Here is a 26,641-nt window from a genome sequence, read left to right on the forward strand (position 1 = left end):
CCTCGCCACCCTGCATCGGGCTGCATCGCCCCGGCTGTCCTACACGGCCCGCCCCTGCTACACATGCGGCCCGGCTCCTTCGCATCGTCAGCTCCCGTCCGCGCCCGACGCACGAATAGGATCGCTCCCGCGCAACAAAAGAACCGATCGGGCGTGAAAAGTGCGAAGTTAAGCCGGGTCGACCGCGATATTGTCGATCAGCCGCGTGGTCCCCAGCTTCGCCGCGCCCAGCAGCCGCGCCGGGCGATCCAGCACGGTCATCGGCTCCAGCGTCGCGGCATCGCACAGCGTCACATAGTCGATCGGCCCAAAGCCATGGTTCGCCAGCGTCGCGACCGCCTTGGCCAGCGCCGCCTCGACGCTTGCGCCCTTTTCTATCTGCCGCGCCGCTTCACCCAGCGCGCGGGGCAGGGCGAGCGCGGCCTTGCGCTCCTCGTCGGTCAGATAGGCGTTGCGCGATGACAGCGCCAACCCGTCCTGCGCCCGCTGCGTCGGCATGCCGACGATCTCTATGGCCATGTCGAGGTCCGCGACCAGCCGCCGGATCACCGCTAGCTGCTGATAATCCTTCTCGCCAAAGATGGCGACGTCGGGCCGCACCTGGTTCAACAGCTTGGTGACGACCGTCGCCACCCCGTCGAAATGACCCGGCCGCGCCGCCCCGTCCAGCCCCTGGCTGATGCCGCCAACCGCGATGTTGGTCGCAAAGCCGGCGGGATACATCACCGCGGCGGTCGGCATCCACAAAATGTCCACTCCCGCCGCCAACAGCATCCGCGCATCCGCCGCCTCGCGTCGCGGATAGGCCGCCAGATCCTCGTTCGGCCCGAACTGCCTGGGATTGACGAAGATCGACACCGCGACATGCCCCCCTGGCCCCACCCGCCGCCGCGCCTCCTCGACCAGCGCCATATGGCCGTCATGCAAAGCCCCCATGGTCGGCACCAGCGCCAGCTTGCCAGCCCCGCGCATCGGTTCAAGAGCGGCACGCAGGCCGGGCAGGTCATAGAGGGTTTGCACGGGAGGAATGGCTCCGATAAGGGCATGAACAGGCAAGGCGTCTGCTAGGCATCGGCAGGGTCGCGGGTCAACCGGCAAAAGGCCAGCAACGGGCCATTAACAGGATAGTCAAGCATAATGGGGAACGGCCGACCGCATATCATCGTCTTCGCCAATGAAAAGGGCGGCACCGGCAAGTCGACCACGGCGGTCCACACCGCCATCGCCCTGACCGCGCTTGGCCATCGCGTCGGCATGATCGACCTCGACCCGCGCCAGCGCACCGTCACCCGCTACATGGAAAACCGCGCCGAAACCGCCAAGCGCCGCGGCGTCGCATTGCCCACTCCCGATTTCGCGGTGCTGCGCGGCGACAGCACGAACGCGCTCGAGGACGAAGCCGCCGCCGTGTCGCGGGACAAGGATTTCCTGATCGTCGATACGCCAGGCCGCGACGACGAATTCGCGCGCCACATGGCCGCGCGCGCCAACACGCTGGTCACGCCGATGAACGACAGTTTCGTCGATTTCGACCTGATCGGCCAAGTCGACAGCGAAACCTTCAAGGTTCGCCGCCTGTCCTTCTATTCCGAACTGATCTTCGACGCGCGCAAGAGCCGCGCCAAGGCCGATGGCGTGTCGATCGACTGGGTGGTGCTGCGCAACCGTGTCCAGCATCACGACGCACGCAACAAGAAACGGGTCGGCGAAGCGCTGATGGAATTGTCCCGCCGTGTCGGTTTCCGCGTCATCCCCGGCTTGTCGGAGCGGGTGATCTTCCGCGAACTCTTCCCCTCGGGCCTCACCCTGCTCGACAAGGGCCATCTGGGCGAACTGGGCGTCAGCCATATCGCCGCGCGGCAGGAACTGCGTGAAATGGTGGCCGGCCTTGCGTTGCCGACCGTCGATTCCGCCGCGATGCCGGAGGCGATGGGCGCGGTCTGATGGGTTGGATGGCGATACTGGTGGTCGCCCTTGCCGGCTGGCTGATCTGGACCGGGCGCTTGCAGCGGATGACCGCCAGGGACGGCATGGCGCTGGGCGTCGCGATCGTCGGCGCGCTGCTTGCCGCCAGGGGCAAGCCATTGCTCGGCGCGTTGCCGCTGCTTGCATCCACTGCCTTTTTCGTCTGGAGGAGCGCCGGCGGCACGCCGCCCCGCAACCGAACGAAGCCGCCGGTGACCGGCCCCGCCGCCGACCTCGCCGAGGCCCGAGCCCTGCTGGGCCTCACCATCGATGCCGATGCGGACGCGATCCGCAGCGCGCACCGCCGCCTGATCGCTTCGGTCCATCCCGATCGCGGGGGCACAGAGGCGCTGGCGGCAAAGATCAACGCGGCGCGCGATATATTGCTGCGCCATCGGGCGGAACAGGAACCGCCTCGCCCGGATTGACTGCCCTCTCACTCAGGATCAGGATCTTCGCCCGTGACCCACGCATTCCACCCGACCTCCCTGCGCGAATATGACATACGCGGCATCATTGGCGAGACATTGGGAGAGGCGGACGCCTATGCGATCGGGCGCGGCTTTGGAACGCTTGTCGGCCGGGCGGGCGGCACCAGGGTTGCGGTCGGTTATGACGGACGAACCAGCTCGCCGATCCTGGAAGCGCAGCTGGTGCGCGGCCTCAATGACGCCGGCATTCACGCAGCGCGGATCGGCGAAGGGCCGACGCCGATGCTATATTATGCCGAAGCGGTGCTGGATGTGGACGGCGGTATCGAAATAACCGGCAGCCATAATCCCGCCAATTATAATGGCTTCAAGATGGTGCTTCAGCATCGTCCCTTTTTCGGCCAGGACATCCAGTTGCTGGGCCGCATGGCGGCGGCGGGCGACTGGGACAGCGGTTCTGCCGGCAGCGAAAGCGTGGACATCATGGACCGCTATGTCGCGCGCCTGATGGAAGGGTTCGACGGCGCCGCCTATCGCATCGGCTGGGACGCGGGCAATGGCGTCGCCGGGCCGATCGTCGAAAAGCTGATCAAGCTGATCCCGGGTGAGCATCATGTGCTGTTCACCGATGTAGACGGCAATTTTCCCAATCATCATCCCGATCCCACAGACGAGAAGAATCTGGCCGACCTCAAGGCGCTTGTCGCTGACAAGAAGCTCGATTTCGGCGTGGCTTTCGATGGCGACGGCGATCGGATCGGCGCGATCGACGGGCAGGGGCGCGTGATCTGGGGCGATCAACTGCTGGCCATCTATGCAGAACCGGTGCTGCGCGAATTGCCGGGCGCCACGATCATCGCCGATGTGAAGGCCAGTCAGGCGCTCTACGACCGGGTGGCGAAACTGGGCGGCAAGCCGCTGATGTGGAAGACCGGGCACAGCCTGATCAAGTCCAAAATGAAGGAAACGGGCAGTCCGCTCGCCGGCGAAATGAGCGGGCATGTCTTCTTCAAGCATGAATATTATGGCTATGACGATGCTCTCTATGCCGCCGTCCGCCTGATTCGCGCCGCAACCGCACTGGGCAAGAGCATAACACAACTGCGCGGTGACATGCCCGCCATGGTCAACACCCCCGAAATGCGGTTCCAGGTCGATGAAAGCCGCAAGTTCGCCGTGATCGACGAAGTGCTCGCGCGGTTGAAGGCTGTGGGGGCGCAGGTCAACGACACCGACGGCGCGCGCGTCAATACGCCTGACGGTTGGTGGCTGCTACGTGCATCGAACACGCAGGACGTTCTGGTTGCGCGGGCCGAGGCAAAGGACCAGGCGGGGCTGGACCGGCTGATGGCGCAGATCGATTCGCAGCTCGCTCAATCGGGGTTGCGGCGCGGCGAGCAGGCCGCCCACTGACATGATCGCGCGCTCATCAAGATTTTTGCGCAATGGTTTACGCTAGGGAAAGCGTTTCAAAAGGCAAAGATTGCAATTTTCGCAATCGCAAGGGCGCTTTTCGCATTTGCGACAATGGCTGCTGCATTGCAGAAGAAACTCGCCTTTCAGGCATCCTCTCCTAAAACTTCACAAGCCGTCCTCCGGGGCGGCTTTTTTTCGTCGAGAAGACCCGGCGGTGTGTTTATTCCGGCGCGCCCCGTTGGGGCGCCCGCTGTCGATCGCGGCCCAGCACATTGTCGATCCACTGTTGATCGATCCGCGCGGGCGCTTCATGGTCGGATTCGCCCGATAGGTCGGGATCGTCCTCGATCGCCCGTTGGCGACGCCCCGTTTCGATCGGCAGGCCATTTTCGTCCACCATCATGCCGCCATTGTCGGCCGCGCCATAATAGGCTTCCTCGTCCGGTTCGAGCTGCCATTCCGGCAAGGTGACGTCGGTGTCGAACGGTTCGATCGGCCGTTTGGCCACGGCGACCTTCATATAATCGGCAAAGGCGCGGGCCGGCGCGCGGCCCCCCTGAAGCACAGGGATGGCGCGGGCGTCATCGCGGCCCATCCACACGCCGGTGGTGATACCGCTCGAAAAGCCCATGAACCAGCCATCCTTGTTGCTGCTGGTCGTGCCGGTCTTCCCTGCCACCGGTCGACCGATCTGTGCCGCCTTGCCCGTTCCTGTGGATACAGCCGTCTGCATCAAATCGGTCATGCCGGCGGCAACCCAGGGTGCGACGAGCACGCGGCTGGTATCGTCCTCATGCTGGTAGAGCAGCCGTCCGTCGGCCGTCGTCACCTTGGTGATGCCATAGGGCGTCACCGCCACCCCCTTGCGCGCGACCGAAGCGAAGGCGCGCGTCATGTCGATCAGCCGAACGTCCGATGTGCCCAGCACCATCGACGGGTGCGTGTTGATGGGCGTTGTGATGCCAAAGCGCCGGGCCATGTCGGCGATGGTGGCAAAGCCGACCTCGACCCCCAGTTTCGCCGCCACGGTATTGATCGAATAGGCGAACGCGGTGCGGATATCGATGTCGCCCGAAAAGCGTCCCGAACTGTTGCGCGGCTTCCATCCGTTGATGTCGACCGGTTCGTCGGTGACGCCGGTGTCGGGGGTATAGCCGCCCTCCAGCGCCGCCATATAGACGAACAGCTTCCATGCCGATCCGGGCTGGCGGGTCGCGGTGGTCGCGCGATTATAGTTGGAGCTGACATAATCCAGCCCGCCCACCATCGCCCGAACCGCGCCGTCGCGGTCCAGGCTGACCAGAGCGCCCTGCGCCCCGCGCGGGACATTGGCCTGGATCGCCGTCGTCGCCGCCCGTTGCATGCCAAGGTCGATGGTCGTGTAGACGTCGAGCGGTTCGTTGGGCTCGTCGATCAGCACATCAAGCTGCGGCAGCGCCCAGTCGGTGAAATAGCGCACGCTGTTCTGGCGCGGCTCGGGCGCCAGTTTCACTGCCCCTATGTCGGCCGCTGCTTGCTCGGAAGCGGAAATCTTGTCATTTTCACGCATCAGGTCGAGGACCACGCCGGCGCGCCCGATCGCGGCTTCCGCATCGGCGGTGGGGGAGTAGCTGGAGGGCGCCTTGACCAGTCCGGCGATGATCGCCGCCTCGGGCAGGTTCAGCGTCGCCGCGCTGTGGCCAAAGAATTTGCGGCTCGCCGCGTCGATGCCATAGGCTCCGCCGCCGAAATAGACCTTGTTGAGATAGAGTTCCAGAATCTGCTGCTTGGAGAATTTTCGCTCCAGCGCCATCGCCAGGATGATCTCGCGCGCCTTGCGGCCGAAAGTGTAGCTGTTGTTGAGGAAGATGTTGCGCGTGAGCTGCTGGGTAATCGTCGATGCACCCTGCATCCGTCGTCCGGTACCGCGATTTTCGATCGCGAACCAGGCGGCACGCGCCATGCCGACGGGATCGATACCGGGATGATGATAGAAGCGCTTGTCTTCTGTCGAAACCATCGCGTCGATCATCACGTCGGGAATCTGGCTGTAGGGCATCCAGCGGCCAAAGCTGGGGCCAAGCGAGACGATGACGCTGCCGTCGGCGGCGTGCACCCGGATCATCTGGCCGTTGGGGGATGATTTCAGGCTGCCATAATCGGGCAGCGACTGCATGGCGACGACCACGGCAATGACGACCGCGATCAGCGCACCGATCGCGGCGACCGCGCCGAACTTGACGCCTCGTATCAGCCAGAGCTTCAGTCTGCTGGAGGATGCTGTGCTCTTGCCTGATTTCGCCATGGTGGTGCCGTACCGAATACGCACTCGGTCCGCTTACGACAAGCGGAACCGGCCCGCACCAAGCGGAATGGGACTGTATCCGGGCTGAACGGCGTTAGGCGTCGGTGTCGCGCGGCTTGAAGTCCAGGCTGGCGCTGTTCATGCAGTAGCGCAGGCCCGTCACTCCCGGACCATCGGGGAAGACATGGCCCAGATGCCCTTCGCACTTGGCGCAGCGGACTTCGGTGCGTACCATGCCATGGCTGACGTCGCGGATTTCCTCCACCGCATCGGTGTCCACCGGCGCGGTGAAACTGGGCCAGCCCGATCCGCTGTCATATTTTTCCTGGGCGTCGAACAATTCAGCGCCGCAACCGGCGCAATAATAGACGCCGTCAGCCTTGCTGGCGTTGTACGCGCCGGTAAAGGCGCGCTCTGTCCCGGCTTCGCGCAGGATATGATAGCGGTCGGGTGAAAGGCGGGCGCGCCACTCGGCGTCGGTCAGATTGAGTTTGTCCATGACGTCAATATGGGCTGGCGACCGCCGGGGATCAAGCGGCGGCTACCGCTCGCGCGCTGCCTGCCGTGCGATCATAAGCAGTTCGTGATGAACCAGCACCTCGCCGGCATTGCGGCCGCCGCGCGTTGTCCGCTCGGCGGTGGACAGGCGCTGGATGACACGAGCGATCCCGGCTGCGTCCCATAGCCGCAACTGGCGCGTGACCACCGGCTTGTCCTTCCAGAACACCGACTTGCCCGCCGCCTCGACCACTGCGTCCGGCCGCTGGCCGCGTTCGACCTCAACCCGCAGCCCGGCCAGCAGGATGGCGCGGGAAATGAGCGGACGGATGACCGTCGCCATATGCGCGCCGATCATGCGCAGCCGCGCCAGCTCACGATGCATCGCCGGCAGATCGCCCCCCAGCACGGCGTTGACCAGCGGCGCGGCGTCATCGTCCAGGCTCTGTGCCGACAGGGCGTCGATTGCCTCGGCGGTCGCATCCCTTGGCCGGTCGGGGGCAGCATCGAGATAGAGGCTGAGCTTTTCGATCTCGCCTGTCATCAACGCACGGTCGCCGCCGCCGATATTGGCGATTCGGCGCGCCAGATCGGTCGGCAGCCGCAGCCCCGCCTGACGCGCGATGCCGATGGCGATCTGTTCGGCTTCGCGCGCATCCGGCTGGTAGGAAATGAAGGCGAGCGCGCGGGGATGGTCGATCGCCAGCTTCACCAGCTTTGACGTCGCCCTGAGCGCGCCGGCGAGCGCGATGACGGGATTTCCGGCCGCCTCGGCCTCCAGCAGCGCCTGGAGCGCGGGCAGCGATTCATCGCCGATGCCGTTGAGGCGAATCCAGCGCTTGTCGCCGAACATAGAGAAGGCGGCCGCTTCGTCGGACAGGCGGGCAGGATCCTCGCGCAGCGTGGCTGGATCGAGATCGATGCGCTCGGCGGCCTGGCCCATGGCGCGTTCGAGGCGGCGCGCGAGCGCGGCGCTACCCGATTCGTCCGGGCCGTACAGCAGAAAGAAGCGGAGATCGGCAGGCGGCGCATCGAGCGCCTTTTCGATCTGGCCGCGATTGGCCTTCACTTGCCGCTCTGTTCCCGGCGCGCGAACAAAGCGAGCCGTGCGACGATCTGATCGGCGACGGTCTGGGACAGCCTTTCGAGTGCTGTGTCTTCCGCCGCGATGGTCGCATATTCGCTCGACGTGACATCGATGCCGGCGTCCGATCCGGCCGTATCGTCGATGATCTGCGCGCCGGTTGCGTCGTCGATCAGCTGATAGCGCGCGCGCAAGGTGCGGCGTTCGCGCGTTATCGCAGCGTCGGCGCGCACGCCAAAGCCGTCGATCTGGTCGTCAAGTTTCACCACGAGGCGATAGCGGGGGCCAGCGCCGCCAAATACCGACAGCCTGTCGTTGAGCGCATTGCGCACCAGCCAGCCCGCCTTGCCCTCGATCGAGGCGACCTCGACATGGCCTATCGCCTGCGCCACCGCCCCCTGACCGCCGCCGCCATAGACGGGGCGCAGGCCGCAGGCGGGAAGAGCGAGGAGGGCGACAAAAAGCAATGGCCAGGATTTCATGACGCCTTCCATATCCGTTCGCCCGTTGGCTGTCGAAGGGACTTTGACAGGCCAAGGGCCGAACGAAGAAATCTCTAGATGACCAGATTGACCAGTCGGTCGGGCACGACGATGATCTTCTTGGGCGTCGCCCCGTCGAGGATGCGGATCACGTTCGGCGCGGCCAGCGCGAGGCGCTCAAGCTCGTCCTTCGCTGTCCCCTTGGGCACGGTGATGGTGTCGCGCAGCTTGCCCATCACCTGGCAGGCGATCGTCACTTCATCATCGACCAGCAGCGCCGGATCGACTTGGGGCCAGGCCGCATCGGCGATCAAGCCGGTTTCGCCCATATCGGCCCAGGCTTCCTCCGCCAGATGCGGCGTCATCGGCGCGACCAGCAGGGCGAGCGCGCGGATCGCGGCATTGCGCGACGCGGACGGCGCGGCTTTTTCCACCGCATTGGCCAGTTCGTAAATCTTGGCGACCGCCTTGTTGAAGGACAGCGCCTCGATATCCCTGGCGATCCCGTCGATCGTCTGGTGCAGCTTGCGGTCGAGCGGCTTGTCCGTCCCTTCCGCCCCGGCCTCGATCTGTCCGAACAGCCGCCACAGGCGGTTGACGAAGCGCCACGATCCCTCAATCCCGCTTTCGGTCCAGGGCAGGTCGCGTTCGGGCGGGCTGTCCGACAGCATGAACCAGCGCACCGCGTCCGCGCCATATTGGGCGATGATGTCATCGGGATCGACGACATTCTTCTTGGACTTGGACATTTTGACGACCCGGCCGACCTCGACCGGTGCCTTGTCCGCGATCAGGGTCGCGCCATCGGCTGCGCGCTCAATCTCGCCCGGTGCAAAATAGACCGGCGGCAGACCGTCGCCCTGCTCGCGGCTATAAGTCTCATGCGTCACCATCCCCTGCGTGAACAGGCCGGTGAACGGCTCGGCAAAGCCCAATTGCCCCATATGCTGCAACGCGCGCGTCCAGAAGCGCGCATAGAGCAGGTGCAGGATCGCATGTTCGACCCCGCCGATATATTGGCCGACCGGGAGCCATTTTTCCACCGTTTCCCGGTCGAACGGCTTGTCTCTGGGCTGGCTGGCGAAGCGGATGAAATACCAGCTTGAATCGGCGAACGTGTCGAGCGTGTCGGTTTCCCGCACCGCCGCCTTGCCGCACGCGGGGCAATCCACATGCTTCCAGGTCGGATGGCGATCGAGCGGATTGCCCGGAATGTCGAAGGTCACATCATCCGGCAGCACCACCGGCAGTTGCGCCTTGGGCACCGGCACCGCGCCGCAGGCATCGCAATGGATCACCGGGATCGGCGTGCCCCAGTAACGCTGGCGCGACACGCCCCAGTCGCGCAGGCGAAACACGGTCTTGCCCGCGCCCCAGCCTTCGCCTTGCGCGCGGGCGATGACGGCGGCCTTGGCCTCCTCGACCGCCATGCCATTGAGGAAGCGGCTGTTCACCAGCTTGCCCGGCCCGACATAGGCTTCGTCATGGATCGGCGCGGTCTCATCACCTTCCGCCGCCACCACGCGCTCGACCGGCAGCATATATTTGCGCGCGAAGTCGAGGTCGCGCTGGTCGTGCGCGGGAACGCCCATCACCGCGCCGGTGCCATAGTCCATCAGCACGAAATTGGCGATGAACACCGGCAGCTGCCAGTCGGGATCGAACGGATGGGTGACGGTCAGGCCCGTGTCGAAACCCAGCTTCTCCGCCGTTTCCAGCTCCGCCGCGGTGGTGCCGCCCGCCTTGCACAGATCGATAAAGGCCTGCGCCTGCGCATTGTCCGCCGCTACTGCTTGCGCGACAGGATGGTCCGCCGCGATCGCGACGAAGCTCGCCCCGAAAATCGTGTCGGGCCGGGTCGAATAAACCTCGATCTCGCTGTCGAACGGCGCGACCGGCTGAAACTTGAATTGCAATCCGACCGATTTGCCGATCCAGTTTTCCTGCATCGTGCGCACCTTGTCGGGCCACTGGTCCAGACTTGCCAATCCTTCCAGCAGATCGTCGGCAAATTGCGTGATTTTCAGGAACCACTGGGACAGTTTGCGCTTCTCGACCGTCGCGCCCGACCGCCAGCCCTTGCCGTCGATCACCTGTTCATTGGCCAGCACGGTCATGTCGACCGGGTCCCAATTGACCGCCGACTCCTTGCGATAGACGAGGCCCGCCTCCAGCATGTCCAGGAACAGCGCCTGCTCATGGCCATAATAGTCGGGATGGCACGTTGCCAGTTCACGGCTCCAGTCCAGCGCAAAGCCCAATTTCTTGAGCTGCGCCTTCATGTTGGCGATATTCTCATAGGTCCATTTGCCCGGATGAACCTTCTTCTCCATCGCGGCATTTTCGGCCGGCATGCCAAAGGCGTCCCAGCCCATCGGATGCAGCACCTCATGCCCCGTCATCCGGCGGAACCGCGCCAGCACGTCGCCCATGGAATAGTTGCGGACATGGCCGATATGGATGCGGCCCGATGGATAGGGAAACATCTCCAGCACATAGGAGCGTGGGCGGTCGCTGGTGTCGGAGGCCTTGAAGCTCTGTCTCTCGTCCCACACGGCCTGCCAGCGGGCATCGGCCTCAAGCGGGTTGAAGCGCCTTTGCATGTCTACTCCATCGATGATGCGGGGCGCGGGGCGCGCCGGCGACAGGCCTTAGCTGTCGGCGATCGCCATGCGCCGCAGGTCGCGCGCCTTGGTGAGGATGATTTCCTCAAGTTTCTGCACGGTGGCCGCCTGGACCGGGGCATCGAGCCACTGGCCGCCCTGCATCACCTGACGGCTGGCCGCGACGCGCAGTGCGTCGGCGCGCAGATCCTGGTCCAGGATCGAAACGGTCAGCTTCATCCGTTCGTTGGGGCTGTTGGGATTGGCGTACCAGTCGGTCACGATCACGCCGCCGTTCGAATCGGTCTGCACCAGCGGCATGAACGAAAGCGTGTCGAGGCTCGCGCGCCACAAATAGCTGTTGACGCCGATCGTCGTTATCTTCGACGCTGCCAGATCCGCCTTGGGCCGGTCCTTGGCACCGCCGCCACAGGCGGCAAGCGACAACAGCGCGGCCGACATCAGGGCGGCGGAAAACGTGGAGCTGAGAAGGCGGCGGGACATGCGCTGATCCTTGACGGAAACGGGATTTCAGGCCGCATCTATAGAGAAGCCGCGCCAATGGGCAAGGGGTGGCGCAAGCGCGACGGCGGCGCCGTGCCGGTGGCGTGGAGCAAGCCTGTGTGAAGAATGCCACAGCCACCCGACAAAATGCCCGGAGCGCACTAGCCAATGGCGGCTTGGCAGGTATAGAACGTTTGCATAAGAGAATGTCGGGGATGAGAGTCGGTATCATGCGGGTCAAACGGGGACATATGCTTTGGTGTGGTGCGGCGACAGCCGTCGCCGGCCTGATGCTGTCGCCCGCAATCGGCGCAGGCGGCAGTCTCGCGGTCGCCCGTAACGAAGCGCCGGTGTCGCTCAATGCGCTTGGCAGCATATCGTCCTTCACGCCCACGACCAAGGATCCCCGGCTGGCGGCCGCCTATGCCAAGCTCGCCTTGTCGGCGAGCCGCAAGAGCTTCCGTTTCACGCCGACCAGCGGGTCTTTGAGCGGGCAGCGCTCGGTAACCGTCATGGTCCGCGCCGGCGCGCTTGATCCGGTGTCGGTCAATCGGACGCTGGCGCCGGTCGACATCGCCCCGGTCAGTTTCAGCCTGAATGTCCAGCGCGGCTGGCGCAAGTTCGCCCTGCCCGAATCGGTCGGGCGCAAGGAATTGCCCCCGGTGCCGGTCGAAACGCTTGTGGAAGCGAAGAATTTCTCGCTTGATCAGGGTCGCAAGGATCGGTTCACTACCAAGATGCTGATCGAAAGCCAGCGCGAACCGGGTGCTGTCCTGCGTGGCAAGTCGAGCGAGAAGGATTATACGCTGGGTCTCGCCAGTTCCTATTCGCTGACGCGCAACCTGAACGTCACCGCCGGCGTCCGCTACGAAGGCTCGGCCCAGGCCCGCCTGACGCCGATGACCGACAATCGTCAGGATAGCCAGGCACTCTATCTCGGCACCGTCTTCAAATTCTGAAGACTGCGTTGGCGCGGGCTTTTGGCTCGCACCGACCGCACGCGCATCTGATTCGATGTCGGCTTTCGGATCGTTTCGAATGCTTTCGCCATGCCGAGCATGGTCTAAGCCGTAAGCGCGTCGATCGCGCCCCATCCCGCCGCGCCGATACCGCTCAGCCTGTGCCGATGCCGCCCGCTCACGCCGCCCAGCGCCATGACCGGCATCGTCGCCGAAATGGCGAGGGCGGCAAACCGTACCCGGCCGAGCGCAACCGCGCCGGGATGGGATTGCGTCGCAAATAGCGGCGACAGGAAAATCATCATCGCGTTCGACCGCTGCGCCGCGACCAGTTCGCGCGCGTCATGCACGCCCCGACTGTAGAGAAGATGCCATGCGCCGCGCCGATGATCACGCCCATGCCATCCATCCGCGCGCCAGGCCACAGCATCGCGCGCGCTTCCGCCCAGCATCAGTATCAGCCGCCGCCGCCGCGCCAGGCTTGCGACCTTATCGTACAGCGCGCGCCGCTCCCGCGCCGGCGTCGCATAGTGGCGAAAGACGATTCCCGCCCGTCCGCGCGGCAAGCGCGCCACCGCCGCCAGCAATCGGGCTTCATCCACCCTCTCGTCGGTCATCAGCCACAGGCCGGGCGGATTTTTGCGGTGGCGGCGAGTCATGCCCCTGGCTTATAGCGCGCTGCATGACGACCGACAGCCAAAGCATCGAGCGCGCGACCGAGCGGCTCGCGACCATCCAAGACGCGATCGACCGCAGCGCCCGGCTGACCGGCCGACGGGGCGCGGACGTCCGTCTCATCGCCATTTCCAAGACGCAGGAGGCCGACGCGATCGCGCCGCTGATCGCGGTGGGGCAAAGAGCGTTCGGCGAAAACCGCGTACAGGAAGCGCAGGCCAAATGGCCAGCACTGCGCGAGGCCCATCCCGACATCGAACTGCATCTCGTCGGCCAGCTTCAGTCGAACAAGGCCGCCGATGCAGTGGCGCTGTTCGACACCATCCATTCGCTTGATCGCGCCTCGCTGCTGACCGCGCTGGCCCGCGCCATGGACGCTGCGGGGCGGCGGGTGCCCTGCTACATTCAGGTCAATATCGGTGACGAAGCGCAAAAGGGTGGCTGCGCGATTGCGCAAACGTCCGCGCTGATCGCCGATGCGCGCGCGGCGGACGTGCCCGTTGTCGGCCTGATGTGCGTGCCGCCGGCAGAGGTCGAGGCGGCCCCCTATTTCGCGCTGCTCGCCAAGATCGCGCGCGAGGAGGGGCTGGAGCGGCTGTCGATGGGCATGTCGGGCGATTATGAAACCGCGATCATGCTGGGCGCGACGGACGTGCGTGTGGGAACGGCGCTGTTCGGGGAGCGCGGCGGCGCGGCATAGCATCGCGCAACGGCAACATCGTGGTTCTGCGGGGTCCGAATCGCCATGGGCCGTGCGGCCGGTCCATCAGAAAAGCATTTCCGCCTTCATTTGAATATGACGGCATCTCCAAAGCAATACCGGCCCTGCGGATGGTCCGCAGGGCCGGTATTCATGCGCTATGACGGCGCGTCCGCCTCAGGCGGCCTTCTTGTCCGTCTTGTAGCGGGCAATCGCTTCGAGAGTGATGCGGCGCGCATCTTCGGCGCCGCCCCAGGTGCCGATGCGCACCCACTTCTGCTTTTCCAGATCCTTGTAATGGGTGAAGAAATGCTCGATCTGCTCCATGACGATGCCGGGCAGATCGTCCTTCTGGTGCACATCGGAATAATAGGGGAAGGTTTTGTCGTCCGGGACGCAGACCAGCTTTTCGTCGCCGCCGGCTTCATCTTCCAGGTTCAGCACCGCGATCGGCCGGGCGCGCACGACGCAGCCGGGCACGAAGGGCGAGCGGGCGATGACCAGCGCATCGAGCGGATCGCCGTCGGGCGACAGGGTGTGGGGCACGAAACCGTAATTGGCCGGATAACGCATCGGCGTGTGCAGGATGCGGTCCACGAACAATGCGCCCGATGCCTTGTCGAATTCATATTTCACCGGCTCGCCGCCGACCGGCACTTCGATGATGACGTTCAGGCTGTTGGGCGGATCGTCCCCGACCGGAATGAGTTCGATGTTCATGAAAACGCCTTTTGCTACATGGTGCGCTACGGGTGATTATGTTTTCGGTTTCAGCAGCCGATCGAGGCTGCCCTCACCCTCTCCAGTCTTTTCGAGGCGCGGATAGCGCAGCCCGCCCGAATAATCGAGACTCAATGTGCGGTAATATTTATCCTGTTTGACGATGATTTGCAGCGGCGTCTTGGTGTCCTTGCCCCGCTTGAGCGCGGCCTTCATCACCTCGCCTGCATATTCGTCGCCGTTGATCGCGATGATCCTGCTGCCGACGGCAAGGCCCGCCTTGAACGCCGGGCTATCCCAGATCACGCTCGTAATCTCGCCATCATTCTTGACGATCAGGCCAACTCCGAAGCTCTGGTCGACGAATTTGCCGGAGGATTCGGCTGCTTTGGTGATCGCCCCCGGCGTGTCGCCATAGATCAGGCGATAGCCGCCCATGGCGAAGCCGCCCTTGGGCGTTTCGCGCGTCGGGCTGTCGACATATTCGGCGAACAAGCCGGCCCAGTCATAGGGAGCGACGGCGTTCAGCGTGTCGATAACGGTCTTGCGGTCGTAGACAATCGTGCCCCAGTCACCCGGCTTGCCGCCGAAAAACGCCTTGGCGAAATCATCGAGGCCCTTGGCGCCGTTCGTCCCCTTGCGGATGATCGCGTCCACCTCCAGCCAGATCATCAGCCCTTCATTATAATAGTCCTCCGACCGCTGCCAGCTGGCCCAGCCCTTGGGCCGGCGCGCCGAAAGGATGGGATCGTGCGTCGTATCCTCCATCGCCCGCCATTCGCGCCCCTTGGCGGTATCGAGCCGCGCGGCGATATGGGCATAGGCGTCCAGCGTTTCCTGCTTGGTGAACAGGCCCGACCGCGCGCCCAGCACATAGCCCCAGAATTGCGTCTGCCCTTCATAGACCCACAGCAGGTTATCCTGCATCGGCGTTGCGAAATCGGGCGCCCAGAGCAGGTCGGGCCGGCGGAACTTGCCGTCCCAGCTATGGGTGAATTCGTGCGGCAGCAGATTGCGGTCGAGCAGCGCGTCGCCATCCTCCCACTTCTTGAAATAGCCCGGCTCGACCTGATTCTCGGACGAACGATGATGTTCCAGGCCGATGCCGCCCATCTCGTCGGTGATGGCCAGCAGGAAATCATAATGGTCGAACTGGTAACTGCCAAACAGCGCCTTGGCCTCGTCGACCAGTTTCCTGTGCCTGGCCATCTGTTCGGGCTTGAATTCCAGCTCGTCGGCCTCGTCGGCGACGATGTTGAGCGTGACATTCTGCCCCAGGTCCACCGCCTTGAAATGCGTGCCGGCGAAGACGGGCGAATCCTGCAAGGCTTCGTAATCGATCACCTCATAGGCAACGACATTGCCCGTCCTGCGTCCGCGCAGCGCGGTCGCGGCCTGCCAGCCGGCGGGATAGGTCACGCTCGCCTGTACCGGGATCTGGCGGGTATAATAGCCCGCCGGGTACAGCGACACCGATTCCCACTGGATATTGAGCATCTTGGGCGTCACGACGACGCGGCCCTGATTGGGCTGGGTCGCGGACAGGAACTGGAATTGCGCGACCACGCTGTGCGCGCCCTGCGGCACGTCGATGTGAAAGGCATAGACGTTGAGCGGATCGCGCCGCCAGCTGACGGGCTTGCCATCGGCGGTGAAGGTCAGGCCGCTCAGCTTTTCGATCTGGCCGCGCGGTGCGTGATTGCCCGGCAGCCATTCGGGCATCAGCAGCGTCAGCGGGCCGCCCGACGCGACCGGAATGGTCTCGCGCACGCGGAAGATGCGCTGTGTCGTGTCGCTGGCATCGACCTCCAGCCTGATCGTGCCGCCGGGATAGGGCGTGTCGCGCGGGGCGGGGATGGCGCCGACTATCGGCAGGGCGGTGGGCCTGGAGCGGATCGAATCCTGCGCGAAAAGAGGCGTGGCGATCGCGCTGGAAAGGCACAGCGCGACAGCAAGGCTGCGGAACATAGGCGGGTCTCCGAAAGCAAACTGGCCAGATGGCCTCATGCTCGCAGCATGGCGTTGCGCCGGTGCCTCGTCCACCCCCTTGAACGATGGCCGCAAAAAGCGCGTTTCCTTGGGGTTGAATTACGGTTAAAGGCGCTTCCCCATGGCGAAAATCGAGACACCACGCCCGATCCGGGGCACGCAGGACATGCTGGGGGGCACCCCCGACGCCTTTGCGGAGCGGTTCGCGCATGTCGTCGCGACGTTCGACCGCGTTCGCAAGCTCTATGGCTTCCAGCGCGTGGAAGTGCCGGTGTTCGAACAGACCGCCGTGTTCGCGCGCTCGCTGGGCGAAAGCACCGACGTCGTGTCCAAGGAAATGTACACGTTCGAGGATCGCGGCGGCGATTCCGTCACCCTGCGCCCGGAATTCACCGCCGGAATCAGCCGCGCCTATATAACCGAAGGCTGGCAGCAATATGCGCCGCTCAAGGTGGCGACCCACGGGCCTTTGTTCCGCTATGAACGGCCGCAAAAGGGCCGCTTCCGCCAGTTCCACCAGCTCGACGCCGAAATCATCGGCGCGGGCGAGCCGGGCGCGGACGTGGAACTGCTGGTGTTCGCCGACCAGCTGCTCAAGGAACTGGGGATTGCCGAGGGCGTGACGCTGACGCTCAACACGCTGGGCGATGCCGCCAGCCGCGATGCGTGGCGCACCGCGCTCGTCGCGCATTTCGAAGCGCATCGCGACCAGCTGTCGGACGAAAGTCTCGACCGGCTGACGCGCAATCCCATGCGCATCCTCGACAGCAAGGACCCGCGCGACCGCCCGGTCGCCGACAGCGCGCCCGACATCGACGCCTGTCTGACCGATGAGGGGCGCAGCTTCTTCGAAAAGGTGACGGCGGGGCTGGACGCCGCCGGCGTCGCGTGGGAACGCAATGCGCGGCTGGTGCGCGGCCTTGATTATTATCGCCACACCGCGTTCGAATTCGTCACCGATCGCCTGGGCGCACAGGGCACGGTGCTGGGCGGCGGGCGCTATGACGGGCTGATCGAGAATCTGGGTGGCCCCGCGACGCCTGCAGTCGGCTGGGCCGCGGGGATCGAGCGGCTGGCGATGCTGGTGGATGCGCCGGAGAAGGAGCCTATCAGCGTCGTTTTCGCCGTCGAGGACGATCTCGCCTTGCCCGAAGCTCAGCGGCTCTTGGCGAAGGTTCGCCGCCGAAATATTTCGGCCGACATGGTCGCGAGCGGGTCGCCACGTAAGCGTTATGATAAAGCCGCGAAGTTGAAAGCGTCAGTGCTTGTTTCGATACGGTGGCAAGATGGGAAGCCGTTTCTCTCGCCCCCGTCTTCAAAGTCGGACAGCGCGATCCTTGATGACGTCTGGGCCGTTATCCTCGAAGCAGACCCTGCGAACTAATGTCCATCTCCGCCGAACGCATCGCGCAGATCGAGGCGCGCCGGGACGAGGTGCAGGCGGGGATGACGCGCGAGGACCTGCCGCCGGAAGAATTCGTGCGGCTGTCCAAGGAATATGCCGAGCTGGAGCCGGTCGCGCGCGCCGCGCATGAGGTGCGCCGGCTGCGGCAGGAACTGGCCGCGCTCGACTATATGGCGGGCGGGGACGATCCCGACGCCGACCCGATGATGCGCGAAATGGCCCAGGAGGAAATGCAGCTGATCCGCGCGCAGTTGCCGCTCGCCGAACGCGCGCTGGCGCTGCAACTGCTGCCGCGCGATTCCGCCGATGCACGCCCCGCCATGCTTGAAATCCGCGCCGGCACCGGCGGCGACGAAGCCGCCCTGTTCGCGGGCGACCTGTTCCGCATGTACAGCAGATATGCCGACGAACAGGGGTGGAAGGTCGAACTGATATCCGCCAATGCGCCCGATGTCGGCGGCTTCAAGGAAGTCGTCGCCAGCATCAACGGCACCGGCGTGTTCGCCAAGCTCAAGTTCGAAAGCGGCGTCCATCGCGTCCAGCGCGTGCCAGTCACCGAAAGCGGCGGGCGCATCCATACGTCCGCCGCGACCGTGGCCGTTTTGCCCGAACCCGAAGAAGTCGATATCCAGATCAACGAAGCGACCGACCTGCGCATCGACGTTTATCGCGCGTCGGGATCGGGCGGCCAGCATGTCAATACGACGGACAGCGCGGTGCGGATCACCCATCTGCCCTCCGGCTTCGTGGTCACCCAGCAGGATGAAAAATCGCAGCACAAGAACAAGGCGAAGGCGCTGAAAATCCTGCGCACGCGCCTCTATGAGGCCGAGCGGGAACGCACCCAGAACGAACAGGCCGGCGCGCGCAAGGCGATGGTGGGATCGGGCGACCGATCCGAACGCATCCGCACCTATAATTTCCCGCAAGGCCGCGTCACCGACCACCGCATCAACCTGACCCTGCACCGCCTGCCCGAAATATTGGAAGGCCCCGGCCTTTCCGAAATCATCGACGCGCTGGTCGCCGAAGACGAAATCGCCCGGCTGGCGCAACTGGACGGGGCGGGGTGAGCATAGCGGCTGCGCTGGGGCATGCCGCCGCTCGCCTTGCCACAACCAGCGACACCGCGCGGCTCGACGCCGAACTGCTGATGGCCCATGCGCTGGGCACTGATCGCGCGGACATGCTGTTGCGCCAGCGCGACCTGACCGTGCCCGATGGTTTCGCCGCGCTGGTCGAGCGCCGCATGTCTGGCGAGCCGGTCGCCTATATCATCGGCTCGCGCGATTTCTGGACGCTCACGCTGCATGTGACGCCCGCCGTGCTGATCCCGCGCCCGGACAGCGAAACCCTGATCGAAGCGGCGGTCGATCATTTCCGCGCACGCCCCCCGCAAACCATCCTCGACCTCGGCACCGGGTCGGGCGCGCTGCTGCTCGCCGCGCTCGACCAATGGCGCGACGCGCGCGGGCTGGGGATCGACGTCTCGCCCGATGCGCTCACCATAGCCGCGGGCAACGCGGCGCGGCTGGGCATGATGGGTCGGGCGGCATTCCTGCCGGGGGATTGGGGCGAAGGGCTGGCCGAACCTTTCGACCTCATTCTCGTCAACCCGCCCTATATCGCCATCCAGGCGCAATTGCCGCGCGACGTGCGCGACCATGAACCGCATGGCGCGCTGTTCGCCGGAACCGATGGTCTCGACGATTATCGTCGGATCGCGCCACAACTCTCGCCGTTGCTGGCGGCTGGCGGCATGGCGGCGATCGAGATCGGTTTCGACCAGCGCGATCCGGTATCCGCGCTGTTGCGTCGGGCAGGCATGAATGTTGCGGTGCGGCAGGATTTGGCCGGGCATGACCGCTGCCTGATCGCGACTCCGGGTTAATGCAGGTTGCAATGCGGGCAAATTCGCTGCCTGATCGCGAAAATTGCTTGGTTTATCGGCGCAATGGCATTACATGGGATGCAAGGCGGCACGATCTGCAGATTTGACCGATGACGGTCAGGCATCGGATGAGGCCATTAAGCCTGCTCCTCAAAGTCATGACGGCGCTGCTGTCCGGCGCCTCTGGCAGCTTGGCTTTGGCCGGCGTTTCGCGGCTTCTGCCCGGCGGAGCCGTATCCGGTTCGGTGAGCGGACCGCGTGTGGGGGATGGCGAACTGAACTATGTCTCAGCCAGCAGAGCATCAGTGAACAGAGCTAGAGTGAACGCAAGGACGATGTCTTGATCAACAACAGGCAGGCCGGTCGCCGCAATCGTGGCCGGAACAACAACGGGCGCCCCAATAATGGCGCGAACCGCAATAGTGGCGAAAACGGCAATCGCATCGACAATCGCGCACGCGGCAATGCGGCCCAGCTTCTGGAAAAATACCGGAATATGGCACGCGATGCGCAACTGGCCGGCGACCGTGTGAACGCCGAATATTATCTGCAGTTCGCCGATCATTATTTCCGCGTGCTGGCCGACAATCGCGCCCGTCAGGACGAACAGCAGCAGCGCATCCGTCCGTCGAACGAAAGCTTCGACGATGAAAGCGAGGATTTCGAAGGCGGCGAGGATAGCCCCGACGATTTCCGCAATGATCGCTTCGATCGCCAGGACCGGCCGGAACGCCAGGATCGTCCCGACCGATCCGAACGCAACGACCGCCCGGATCGCTTCGAGCAGCAGCCGCGCGCCGAACGCCAGGATCGTCTCGATCGCAATGAGGGCGACCGCAACCGTCAAAATCCGCGCCGCAATGACCGGGTTCGCAACGAACGCCCGGCCGAACAGCCTCCGTTCGAAGTCCAGGTCCGGTCCGATGCGGTTGCGCCCGCTGAAAACATCGCCCACGTCGACAATCAGCCCGAGGAACCGGCCCGTGCCCGTCGCGGACGGCCCCGCCGCACGCCGGCTGCCGATGCCGCAGAGCCAACGCCGGGGCTGGACGTCGCCGTGCTGCCTCCCTCGATCGCCCGCGCCGACAATGACAGCGAAACAGCGGACGCCGCGCCGCGCAAGCGCACTCGCCGGGTGCGCCCGGCCGAGGCCGCTGAATAAGCTGGCCGGTCCGTATCGGTCAGAAAAAGGGGCGGCGCCTTCGGGTGCCGCCCCTTTTTCGTTATTTCCTGTTCAGCATTAGTGCGGCACAAGCATGGGCCAAAGCGGTCGGAAGGGGTTGGTCATGACGCGTGCCTGTCTGTTGCTGTTGGCGATGTCATGGCCGGTCGCTGTCCCGGCGCAGGGGCCGCTGTCTCCTTCGGCACAGGGCGATGTCTCGGTCACCATCTACAATGACGATCTCGCGCTGGTGCAGGATGTGCGCCAGATCGCGATTTCTTCGGGCGTCACGCGCATCGAATTTCCCGATGTGTCGGCGCGGATCCGGCCCGAAACCCTGTCCTTTGCCGCCGACGATGCCGCCATCGTCGAACAGAATTTCGATTTCGACCTGCTCTCTCCCTCCAAGCTGATGGAAAAGGCGGTCGGGCGCATCATCACCATTGTCCGCACCAATCCCGCAACCGGCGCGGAAGCGCGCGAACAAGCCAAAGTGCTGGCGGTCAACGGCGGCACCGTGCTCCAGATCGGCGAGCGGATCGAGGTGTTGCGCGACGATGGCCTGCCGGTGCGCGTGATTTTCGACAAGGTGCCCCCCAATCTGCGCGCGCGCCCGACGCTTTCGGTGACGGTGGACAGTGGCCGTTCGGGCACGCGAGCCGCGGCGATCCGCTATCTGACACCGGGCCTTGGTTGGAGCGCCGATTATGTTGCGTCCTTCGATGCGAAGGCGGGGCGGATTGATGTGCAGGGGTGGGTAACGCTGACCAACGGGTCGGGCGCCAGCTATGACAATGCCCGCACCTTGTTGGTCGCGGGCAGCGTGGCGCAGCAGGGCCAGCCCGACTATCGCGGCTATCGACCGCCGCCGCCGCCTCGCGGCATCCGCAGCGCCGGCACCGAAAGCGCGCCGCGCGAGCGATTGGGCGACTATTATCTCTACCCGCTGGCCGCGCGTACGACGATTGCGGATCGCCAGACCAAGCAGGTCAGCTTCCTCGACGCGCAGGGCGTGCCGGCCACGGCGGGCTATGAATATCGCAATGACCGGCTCGTCAGCCAGGAAGAGCCACAAAGCGCGCGCAGTGTCGTGCGCTTTTCGACCACCGCCAGGGGTGGCGGCCTGGGCGATGCGCTCCCCGCCGGCACGGTGCGCTTCTACATGAAGGACGCGGCCGGCGCGGCCCAGTTCATCGGCGAAAATCGTGTCGACCATACGCCGATGGGCAGCTCGCTTTCGCTCGCGACCGGCGACGCGTTCGACGTCAAGGTCAAGCCCGTGGTGGAAAAGCGCGAGCAGCTCAGCGCCGATCGCTGGCGGACGGCCATGCGCTATGATTTCACCAATGCAAGGCCCGAGGCGGTGACAGTCGACCTGGTCCAGGCGGGGCTGGATTTCTATCATCAGGACACCCGGATTGTCACCGAAAGCCAGACGAGTACGCGGCTAAACAGCAACAGCGCGCTGTGGTCGGTGACCGTGCCTGCGAATGGCAGCGCCACGCTCACCGCCACCTTCGACACGCGCTACTGATCCGCGATCCGGTGCGTCGCCTGTCACTCGCGCTGTTGACCCTGGCCCTGCCGCTTTCTGCGGGGATGGCGCAGCCGGTGATCGAGGCGAGCGCGCCCGAAGCGGTGGCGGTCACCATTTACCGTAATCCCGATCGCGGGGAGGGTGGCATCGACATGCGCTGGCTGAGCGGATTCGCGCTGGTCAGTGAAACGCGCACCGTCACCCTGCCCGCCGGCGACGCGCGGATCGCGTTCGAAGGTGTCGCCGACGGCATGGTCGCGGTCAGCGCGATCGTGACCGGTCTGCCCGGCGGTGTGGCGCAGAAGGATCGCGATGCCAGGCTGTTGTCGCCCGCCGCCCTGGTCGACGGCTCGCTGGGCGACCGGGTGCATCTGCGCCGCACGAACAGGACCACCGGTCAGGTGGTCGAGCATGATGCTGTCATCCGCTCGTCGAGCGGCGGGGCGCTGGTGTTGCAAACCGCGCAGGGTATCGAAGCGTTGCGCTGCTCGGGACTGCCCGAAACGGTGACCTTTGACCGCGTGCCGCAGGGCCTGTCCGCCCGCCCGCGCCTGTCGGTGACCACCACCAGCCCGGCTGCGGCATCTGCGCGGATCACGCTCACCTATCTGGCTACCGGCTTCGACTGGGGTGCCGATTATGTGGCGAAAGTCGATCCGAAAGCGGGCACGCTTTCACTGTTCGCGTGGTTGACCGTGGCCAACACCAACAGCGTCGGTTTCACCGGTTCCAGTCTTCAGGTCGTGGCGGGACGCCTCAACCGCTCCTCCGATTTTGCGGCGCTGGATGGCGACGATCCTGCCCCCGAACTGCGTCTGCAATGCTGGCCGCTCGAAACCACCGGCACCGATGTGCCCATGCAATCTCCGCCGCCGGCCCCGCCGATGATGGCGAGCATGGCCCAGGAGATCGTCGTCACCGCCCAGCGCCGAGCCGGCGCGGTGATGGCCGTCCAGGAGGAACTGGGCGATCTCAAGCTCTACCGCGTCCCGGTCCGCGTCGATGTGAACGCAAACGGCCAGAAGCAGGTCGCGCTGCTGGAAAAATCCGACGTGCCGTTTCAGCTTATCCACACCGCCGATCTGTGGGTAGATCAGGCGGTCGAAGGCAGCCAGCCCACCTACCGGATATTGCGCCTGCGCAACCGTCTCGAAACGGGGCTTGGCTTGCCGCTGCCGGCGGGGCGGATCGCCGTGATGGAAGGGCGGGCGCAGACAGTGCTGCTCCTTGCGCAAGGTGCGCTGCGCGACCATGCGGTCGGCGAAACGGTCGAGCTGCCTGCCGGCGACAGCGCTACCTTGCGCTTCACGACGCGTCCGCCGGGGCCGGACGGGCGGGGCCGGATCGATCTGACCAATGCCAACGCCGAACCGATCAGGATGGAATTTTCGCTCCGCGGTGGCGATGATCGTCGGATCAGTGGACGGGGCGTAGCGCGCAAGGATGGCAAATGGCTATGGACGGTGACCGTGCCCGCCAATGGTTCCGTCAGCCTCGACTACAGAATTTCGCCATCGTCCTGAACCGGCAGCGACCGGGGACGATGGTTGGTATCGAGCGCGACGAAGGTGAATAGGCCGCTGGTGACCTGCACCTTCTGTTCCTGCGGGCCGCGCGTGGCGGTCACGCTGATGCGAATCGCGATTGATGTCCGGCCGCGCCGTTCTTCCCACGCGTAGACCGAAATGATATCCGCGAGCAGGATCGGCGCGATGAATTCCATGCTTTCGACAGCGACGGTCGCTACCGGCCCCTGCGCGGCGCGGCCCGCGACGATGCCGCCGGCAATGTCCATCTGGCTAAGGACCCATCCGCCGAAGATATGGCCGTTGGCGTTGATGTCGCTGCGGCGCGGCACCACGCGCAATATCGGCTCGCGGCCGCTTACATCAGTCATCAATGTCCCCTTGTCCTTTCAGCCGGTCCATCACCTGCTCATCATGCCCGGTGCCGCTCGACAGGAACGCCAGCGCCATCAGTCCCGTACCCAGCATGAAGGTCAACCATACGCCGATGACGGTGGCAATCACCATATGCAGCGGCATCGGCCCGGCCCACCGGTGTAAGGCGAGCAATGCGACGAGCACGCACAGCGTTCCACCCACGGCCATCCAGGCCATGATCCGCCGAAACCTGCGCCAGGCGGTCGCGGCGATCTGCGGATCATCAAGCGCATATTTTCCTGTCATCCCTTTTCTTTGGGGACCGAAAGTGTGATCATCAAGGGCCGAGATACATTGTCCAGGATGCACAAGGAGAGCGACGATGACCGTAGCGGCGATTTTGCAAGGCAAGGGTGAAGAGGTCGTCCAGGTGCAATCGACCGACAGCGTGCTGTCGGCGGTACAGCTTTTGGCAACGCGACGGATCGGTTGCGTGCCGGTGATCGACAATGGCGAGGTGGTCGGCATTTTTTCGGAGCGTGACCTGGTCTATCGCGTGGCGACCGACGGGGCGGCGGTGCTGGACCAACCGGTCAGCGCGGTCATGACCTCGCCGGCCTTCACCATCACGCCGGATACCCAGGTTATCCAGGGCCTGTCGCTGATGACCCAGCGTCGCATCCGCCATCTGCCCGTGGTGGCCGATGGCCGGATCGTGGGGCTGGTGTCGATCGGCGATCTCGTCAAATATCGGATCGACCGCATCGAATCGGAAGCCGAAGCGATGCGGGTTTATATTCAAAGCGCCTGACCCGGTTCACGCGGGGGCCTGCTCAGGCGCGGTGCGGCGCACGACCAGCGCAACCAGTTCGTCGACCGTGTCGCGCGCGAGCAGCAGCAATGTCGCGACAAAGGCCAGCCCCCCCGCAGGGACCAGCACCGCCAGCCGCAACGGCGCGCCGAGCGGGGGCAGCAGCGAATCGACCAGCAGCACGATCAATGCCATGATCGCGGCACAGCCCACGCCGGGCGCCGCGGCGCGCAGCAGGTCGATCAGCCTGAGGCCCATTGGCGCGCCGGCAAGCCGCGCCGTCACGATCGTCAGGACAGGAAAGGCGGCGAGCCAGGCCCAGGCAAGGCCGATCGCGCCGAATTGGATGCCGATCAGGAAGGCGACCGGCATCAGCACCGCGCCAACCGCGGCGATTCGCGCGGTGATGCCGGGGCGGCCGATCGCATTGCTGACCGGCGCGAACATCACCTGCAGCGTCATGAACGGCATGGCGAGCGCAAGGATGGCGACGAACGGTGCCATGTCCGACCATTTCGGCCCGAACAGCGTTTCCACCAGCGGCCCCGCCGTCACCGCCATGCCAAGGTAGATCGGACAGGATATGAGCAGCAACAGCCGTGCCGCCTTGCAAAAGGACCAGGCGATGCGACCCGGATCTGCCTGCATCCGCGCATAAGCGGGGAAGGCGACATCATTGAGCGGCGGGATGAACTTGCTGACGAAAATCTGGGTGAGGAACAATGCTTCGGCGTAGAGGCCAAGGTCATGGGCGCTCAGCACGCGACCGCCGATGAAGATGTCGGCCTGGCTCTGAACGATCCAGAACAGCTGCCCCCCCAGCAGGGACGCGCCATAGGCAACCATTGTCCCCGACCCGCGAAAATCGAAACTCGGGATCGGCCGGAACCCGGTGGCGAGCACATAGCCCACCCCTTTGACCCAGAACCCCGCGATCGGCGCGAACACCAGCGTCCACACCCCCCAACCCGAAAGCGCGCCGCCCAGGGCGACGGCGGCTGAGGCCATCGCCGCGATCAGGTTGACCAGCGCCGGGCGCTTGAAGTCCAGCGCGCGGCCCATGATCGCTTCGGGAATCGAGATGAACGGGGTGGAAAGATACAGGAGCGCCTGCACCCGCAGCAGGTCCGCGACCATCGGCTGGTCGTAATAGTCGGCGGCCAGGGGCGCGATCGCCAGCTGGATCAGCGCGATCGCGCCGTTCAACAGCAGCATGATGCCGAACGCCTGGCGCAAACGGTGCGAATCGAGCGTGGGCGACTGGACCAGCGCGCTCACCAGGCCATAGCCATTGAGGAAGGTCGCGAAGTTCAGGATCACCTGGGTCATCGCGAACAGGCCGTAATCGGCCGGATCGAGCAGGCGAATCACGGCAAGAGTCGCGATCCAGCTCACCATCTGCGACACGATCTGGCTGCCCGAACGCCAGAACAGCGCGCTTTTGATGCGCGCGCCAAAGTTCGCATCGCTCGCGTCGGCGTCCTGCAAACTCATATTTTCCGCGGCCTTTGGCTGATAAATTGCTGTCGAATGGGCACCTTAGCCCGACCCGTCTCAAAAAATCCTGAAACAAAATTGCAAAAACTGTTTGACGGTTGGGGATGCCCTCCCTAAATGCGGCTTCACCGGACGGGGCGCTGCC

25 protein-coding genes are annotated in these 26,641 nt (G+C 64.8%); 12 read left to right on the plus strand and 13 right to left on the minus strand.

The genetic code is table 11. The features are described from left to right. Positions 1-168 precede the first annotated feature (168 nt). The gene (gene panC, locus WG908_RS09605; protein WP_340186342.1) at positions 169-1,020 is read right to left on the minus strand and encodes a pantoate--beta-alanine ligase; all 852 of its coding nucleotides are present in this window, start codon (positions 1,018-1,020) and stop codon (positions 169-171) included. Between the two features lie 117 nt (positions 1,021-1,137). Here panC and WG908_RS09610 point away from each other — a divergent pair, with 117 nt between their 5' ends. From WG908_RS09610 to pgmG, 3 genes are read left to right on the plus strand one after another with little or no spacing between them, the layout of a single operon-like run. Continuing rightward, on the plus strand, positions 1,138-1,944 hold the full coding sequence (locus WG908_RS09610) for a division plane positioning ATPase MipZ (protein ID WP_340186343.1): 807 nt from the start codon (positions 1,138-1,140) through the stop codon (positions 1,942-1,944). Continuing rightward, positions 1,944-2,393, plus strand: coding sequence for a J domain-containing protein (locus WG908_RS09615; protein ID WP_340186344.1), 450 nt, complete (start codon positions 1,944-1,946; stop codon positions 2,391-2,393). Before WG908_RS09610 ends, WG908_RS09615 begins: the two co-directional genes overlap by 1 nt. A 33-nt stretch (positions 2,394-2,426) precedes the next feature. Continuing rightward, positions 2,427-3,809 carry a phosphoglucomutase/phosphomannomutase PgmG gene (gene pgmG, locus WG908_RS09620; protein ID WP_340186345.1) on the plus strand — a complete coding sequence of 461 codons (1,383 nt, stop codon included), beginning with the start codon at positions 2,427-2,429 and terminating at the stop codon, positions 3,807-3,809. Between the two features lie 223 nt (positions 3,810-4,032). Here pgmG and WG908_RS09625 read toward each other — a convergent pair whose 3' ends face one another. From WG908_RS09625 to WG908_RS09650, 6 genes are all read right to left on the minus strand, one after another. Further along, complete coding sequence (locus WG908_RS09625; RefSeq protein WP_340186389.1) at positions 4,033-6,096, minus strand: transglycosylase domain-containing protein; 2,064 nt, start codon at positions 6,094-6,096, stop codon at positions 4,033-4,035. A 94-nt stretch (positions 6,097-6,190) separates the two neighbouring features. Continuing rightward, positions 6,191-6,595 carry a peptide-methionine (R)-S-oxide reductase MsrB gene (gene msrB, locus WG908_RS09630; protein WP_340186346.1) on the minus strand — a complete coding sequence of 135 codons (405 nt, stop codon included), beginning with the start codon at positions 6,593-6,595 and terminating at the stop codon, positions 6,191-6,193. Positions 6,596-6,637: 42 nt separating this feature from the next. Continuing rightward, positions 6,638-7,663: a DNA polymerase III subunit delta gene (gene holA, locus WG908_RS09635; protein WP_340186347.1), complete on the minus strand. Its 1,026-nt coding sequence runs from the start codon at positions 7,661-7,663 to the stop codon at positions 6,638-6,640. Continuing rightward, positions 7,660-8,160 (minus strand): LPS assembly lipoprotein LptE, encoded by a 501-nt coding sequence (gene lptE, locus WG908_RS09640; protein ID WP_340186348.1) that lies wholly within the window; start codon positions 8,158-8,160, stop codon positions 7,660-7,662. Before lptE ends, holA begins: the two co-directional genes overlap by 4 nt. Positions 8,161-8,234: 74 nt before the next feature. Continuing rightward, entirely contained in the window at positions 8,235-10,763 is a 2,529-nt protein-coding gene (gene leuS, locus WG908_RS09645) for a leucine--tRNA ligase (RefSeq protein ID WP_340186349.1), read from the minus strand. 48 nt (positions 10,764-10,811) lie between these two features. Beyond that, entirely contained in the window at positions 10,812-11,267 is a 456-nt protein-coding gene (locus WG908_RS09650; protein WP_340186350.1) for a DUF3576 domain-containing protein, read from the minus strand. Between the two features lie 230 nt (positions 11,268-11,497). Here WG908_RS09650 and WG908_RS09655 point away from each other — a divergent pair, with 230 nt between their 5' ends. Then, positions 11,498-12,226, plus strand: coding sequence for a hypothetical protein (locus WG908_RS09655; protein WP_340186390.1), 729 nt, complete (start codon positions 11,498-11,500; stop codon positions 12,224-12,226). A 104-nt stretch (positions 12,227-12,330) separates the two neighbouring features. Here the strand turns inward: WG908_RS09655 and WG908_RS09660 are convergent, their stop codons facing one another. Further along, the gene (locus WG908_RS09660) at positions 12,331-12,885 is read right to left on the minus strand and encodes a thiamine phosphate synthase (protein WP_340186351.1); all 555 of its coding nucleotides are present in this window, start codon (positions 12,883-12,885) and stop codon (positions 12,331-12,333) included. Positions 12,886-12,908: 23 nt separating this feature from the next. On the opposite strand from WG908_RS09660, the gene WG908_RS09665 reads away from it, so the two are divergent. After that, the gene (locus WG908_RS09665; RefSeq protein ID WP_340186352.1) at positions 12,909-13,601 is read left to right on the plus strand and encodes a YggS family pyridoxal phosphate-dependent enzyme; all 693 of its coding nucleotides are present in this window, start codon (positions 12,909-12,911) and stop codon (positions 13,599-13,601) included. Positions 13,602-13,778: 177 nt separating this feature from the next. Here WG908_RS09665 and ppa read toward each other — a convergent pair whose 3' ends face one another. Together ppa and WG908_RS09675 are read right to left on the minus strand one after the other, a co-directional pair. Beyond that, positions 13,779-14,321 carry an inorganic diphosphatase gene (gene ppa / locus WG908_RS09670; protein ID WP_340186353.1) on the minus strand — a complete coding sequence of 181 codons (543 nt, stop codon included), beginning with the start codon at positions 14,319-14,321 and terminating at the stop codon, positions 13,779-13,781. Positions 14,322-14,357: 36 nt separating this feature from the next. Continuing rightward, positions 14,358-16,289, minus strand: coding sequence for a M61 family metallopeptidase (locus WG908_RS09675; RefSeq protein WP_340186354.1), 1,932 nt, complete (start codon positions 16,287-16,289; stop codon positions 14,358-14,360). Between the two features lie 142 nt (positions 16,290-16,431). Here WG908_RS09675 and hisS point away from each other — a divergent pair, with 142 nt between their 5' ends. The 6 genes from hisS (at position 16,432) to WG908_RS09705 (ending at position 23,828) form a co-directional block, all read left to right on the plus strand. Continuing rightward, complete coding sequence (hisS, locus tag WG908_RS09680; protein WP_340186355.1) at positions 16,432-17,694, plus strand: histidine--tRNA ligase; 1,263 nt, start codon at positions 16,432-16,434, stop codon at positions 17,692-17,694. Then, positions 17,694-18,788, plus strand: a complete 1,095-nt coding sequence (gene prfA, locus WG908_RS09685) for a peptide chain release factor 1 (protein ID WP_340186356.1) — start codon at positions 17,694-17,696, stop codon at positions 18,786-18,788. Before hisS ends, prfA begins: the two co-directional genes overlap by 1 nt. Next, positions 18,785-19,606 carry a peptide chain release factor N(5)-glutamine methyltransferase gene (gene prmC, locus WG908_RS09690; RefSeq protein WP_340186357.1) on the plus strand — a complete coding sequence of 274 codons (822 nt, stop codon included), beginning with the start codon at positions 18,785-18,787 and terminating at the stop codon, positions 19,604-19,606. Before prfA ends, prmC begins: the two co-directional genes overlap by 4 nt. Before the next feature lie 340 nt (positions 19,607-19,946). Next, entirely contained in the window at positions 19,947-20,768 is an 822-nt protein-coding gene (locus tag WG908_RS09695; protein WP_340186358.1) for a DUF4167 domain-containing protein, read from the plus strand. Positions 20,769-20,892: 124 nt separating this feature from the next. Further along, on the plus strand, positions 20,893-22,302 hold the full coding sequence (locus WG908_RS09700; RefSeq protein ID WP_340186359.1) for a DUF4139 domain-containing protein: 1,410 nt from the start codon (positions 20,893-20,895) through the stop codon (positions 22,300-22,302). Between the two features lie 11 nt (positions 22,303-22,313). Next, positions 22,314-23,828 (plus strand): DUF4139 domain-containing protein, encoded by a 1,515-nt coding sequence (locus WG908_RS09705; protein ID WP_340186360.1) that lies wholly within the window; start codon positions 22,314-22,316, stop codon positions 23,826-23,828. On the opposite strand, the gene WG908_RS09710 is transcribed toward WG908_RS09705, so the two are convergent. Together WG908_RS09710 and WG908_RS09715 are read right to left on the minus strand one after the other, a co-directional pair. Beyond that, entirely contained in the window at positions 23,804-24,202 is a 399-nt protein-coding gene (locus WG908_RS09710) for an acyl-CoA thioesterase (RefSeq protein ID WP_340186361.1), read from the minus strand. The two genes, WG908_RS09705 and WG908_RS09710, sit on opposite strands and share 25 nt — an antisense overlap. Then, entirely contained in the window at positions 24,195-24,494 is a 300-nt protein-coding gene (locus WG908_RS09715; RefSeq protein ID WP_340186362.1) for a hypothetical protein, read from the minus strand. Before WG908_RS09715 ends, WG908_RS09710 begins: the two co-directional genes overlap by 8 nt. 76 nt (positions 24,495-24,570) lie before the next feature. On the opposite strand from WG908_RS09715, the gene WG908_RS09720 reads away from it, so the two are divergent. Next, positions 24,571-24,999: a CBS domain-containing protein gene (locus WG908_RS09720; protein WP_340186363.1), complete on the plus strand. Its 429-nt coding sequence runs from the start codon at positions 24,571-24,573 to the stop codon at positions 24,997-24,999. A 6-nt stretch (positions 25,000-25,005) separates the two neighbouring features. Here the strand turns inward: WG908_RS09720 and WG908_RS09725 are convergent, their stop codons facing one another. Next, positions 25,006-26,493: a lipopolysaccharide biosynthesis protein gene (locus WG908_RS09725; RefSeq protein WP_340186364.1), complete on the minus strand. Its 1,488-nt coding sequence runs from the start codon at positions 26,491-26,493 to the stop codon at positions 25,006-25,008. Positions 26,494-26,641: the final 148 nt, after the last annotated feature.

Source organism: Sphingobium anseongense, assembly GCF_037725245.1.
Taxonomy (GTDB): Bacteria; Pseudomonadota; Alphaproteobacteria; order Sphingomonadales; family Sphingomonadaceae; genus Sphingobium.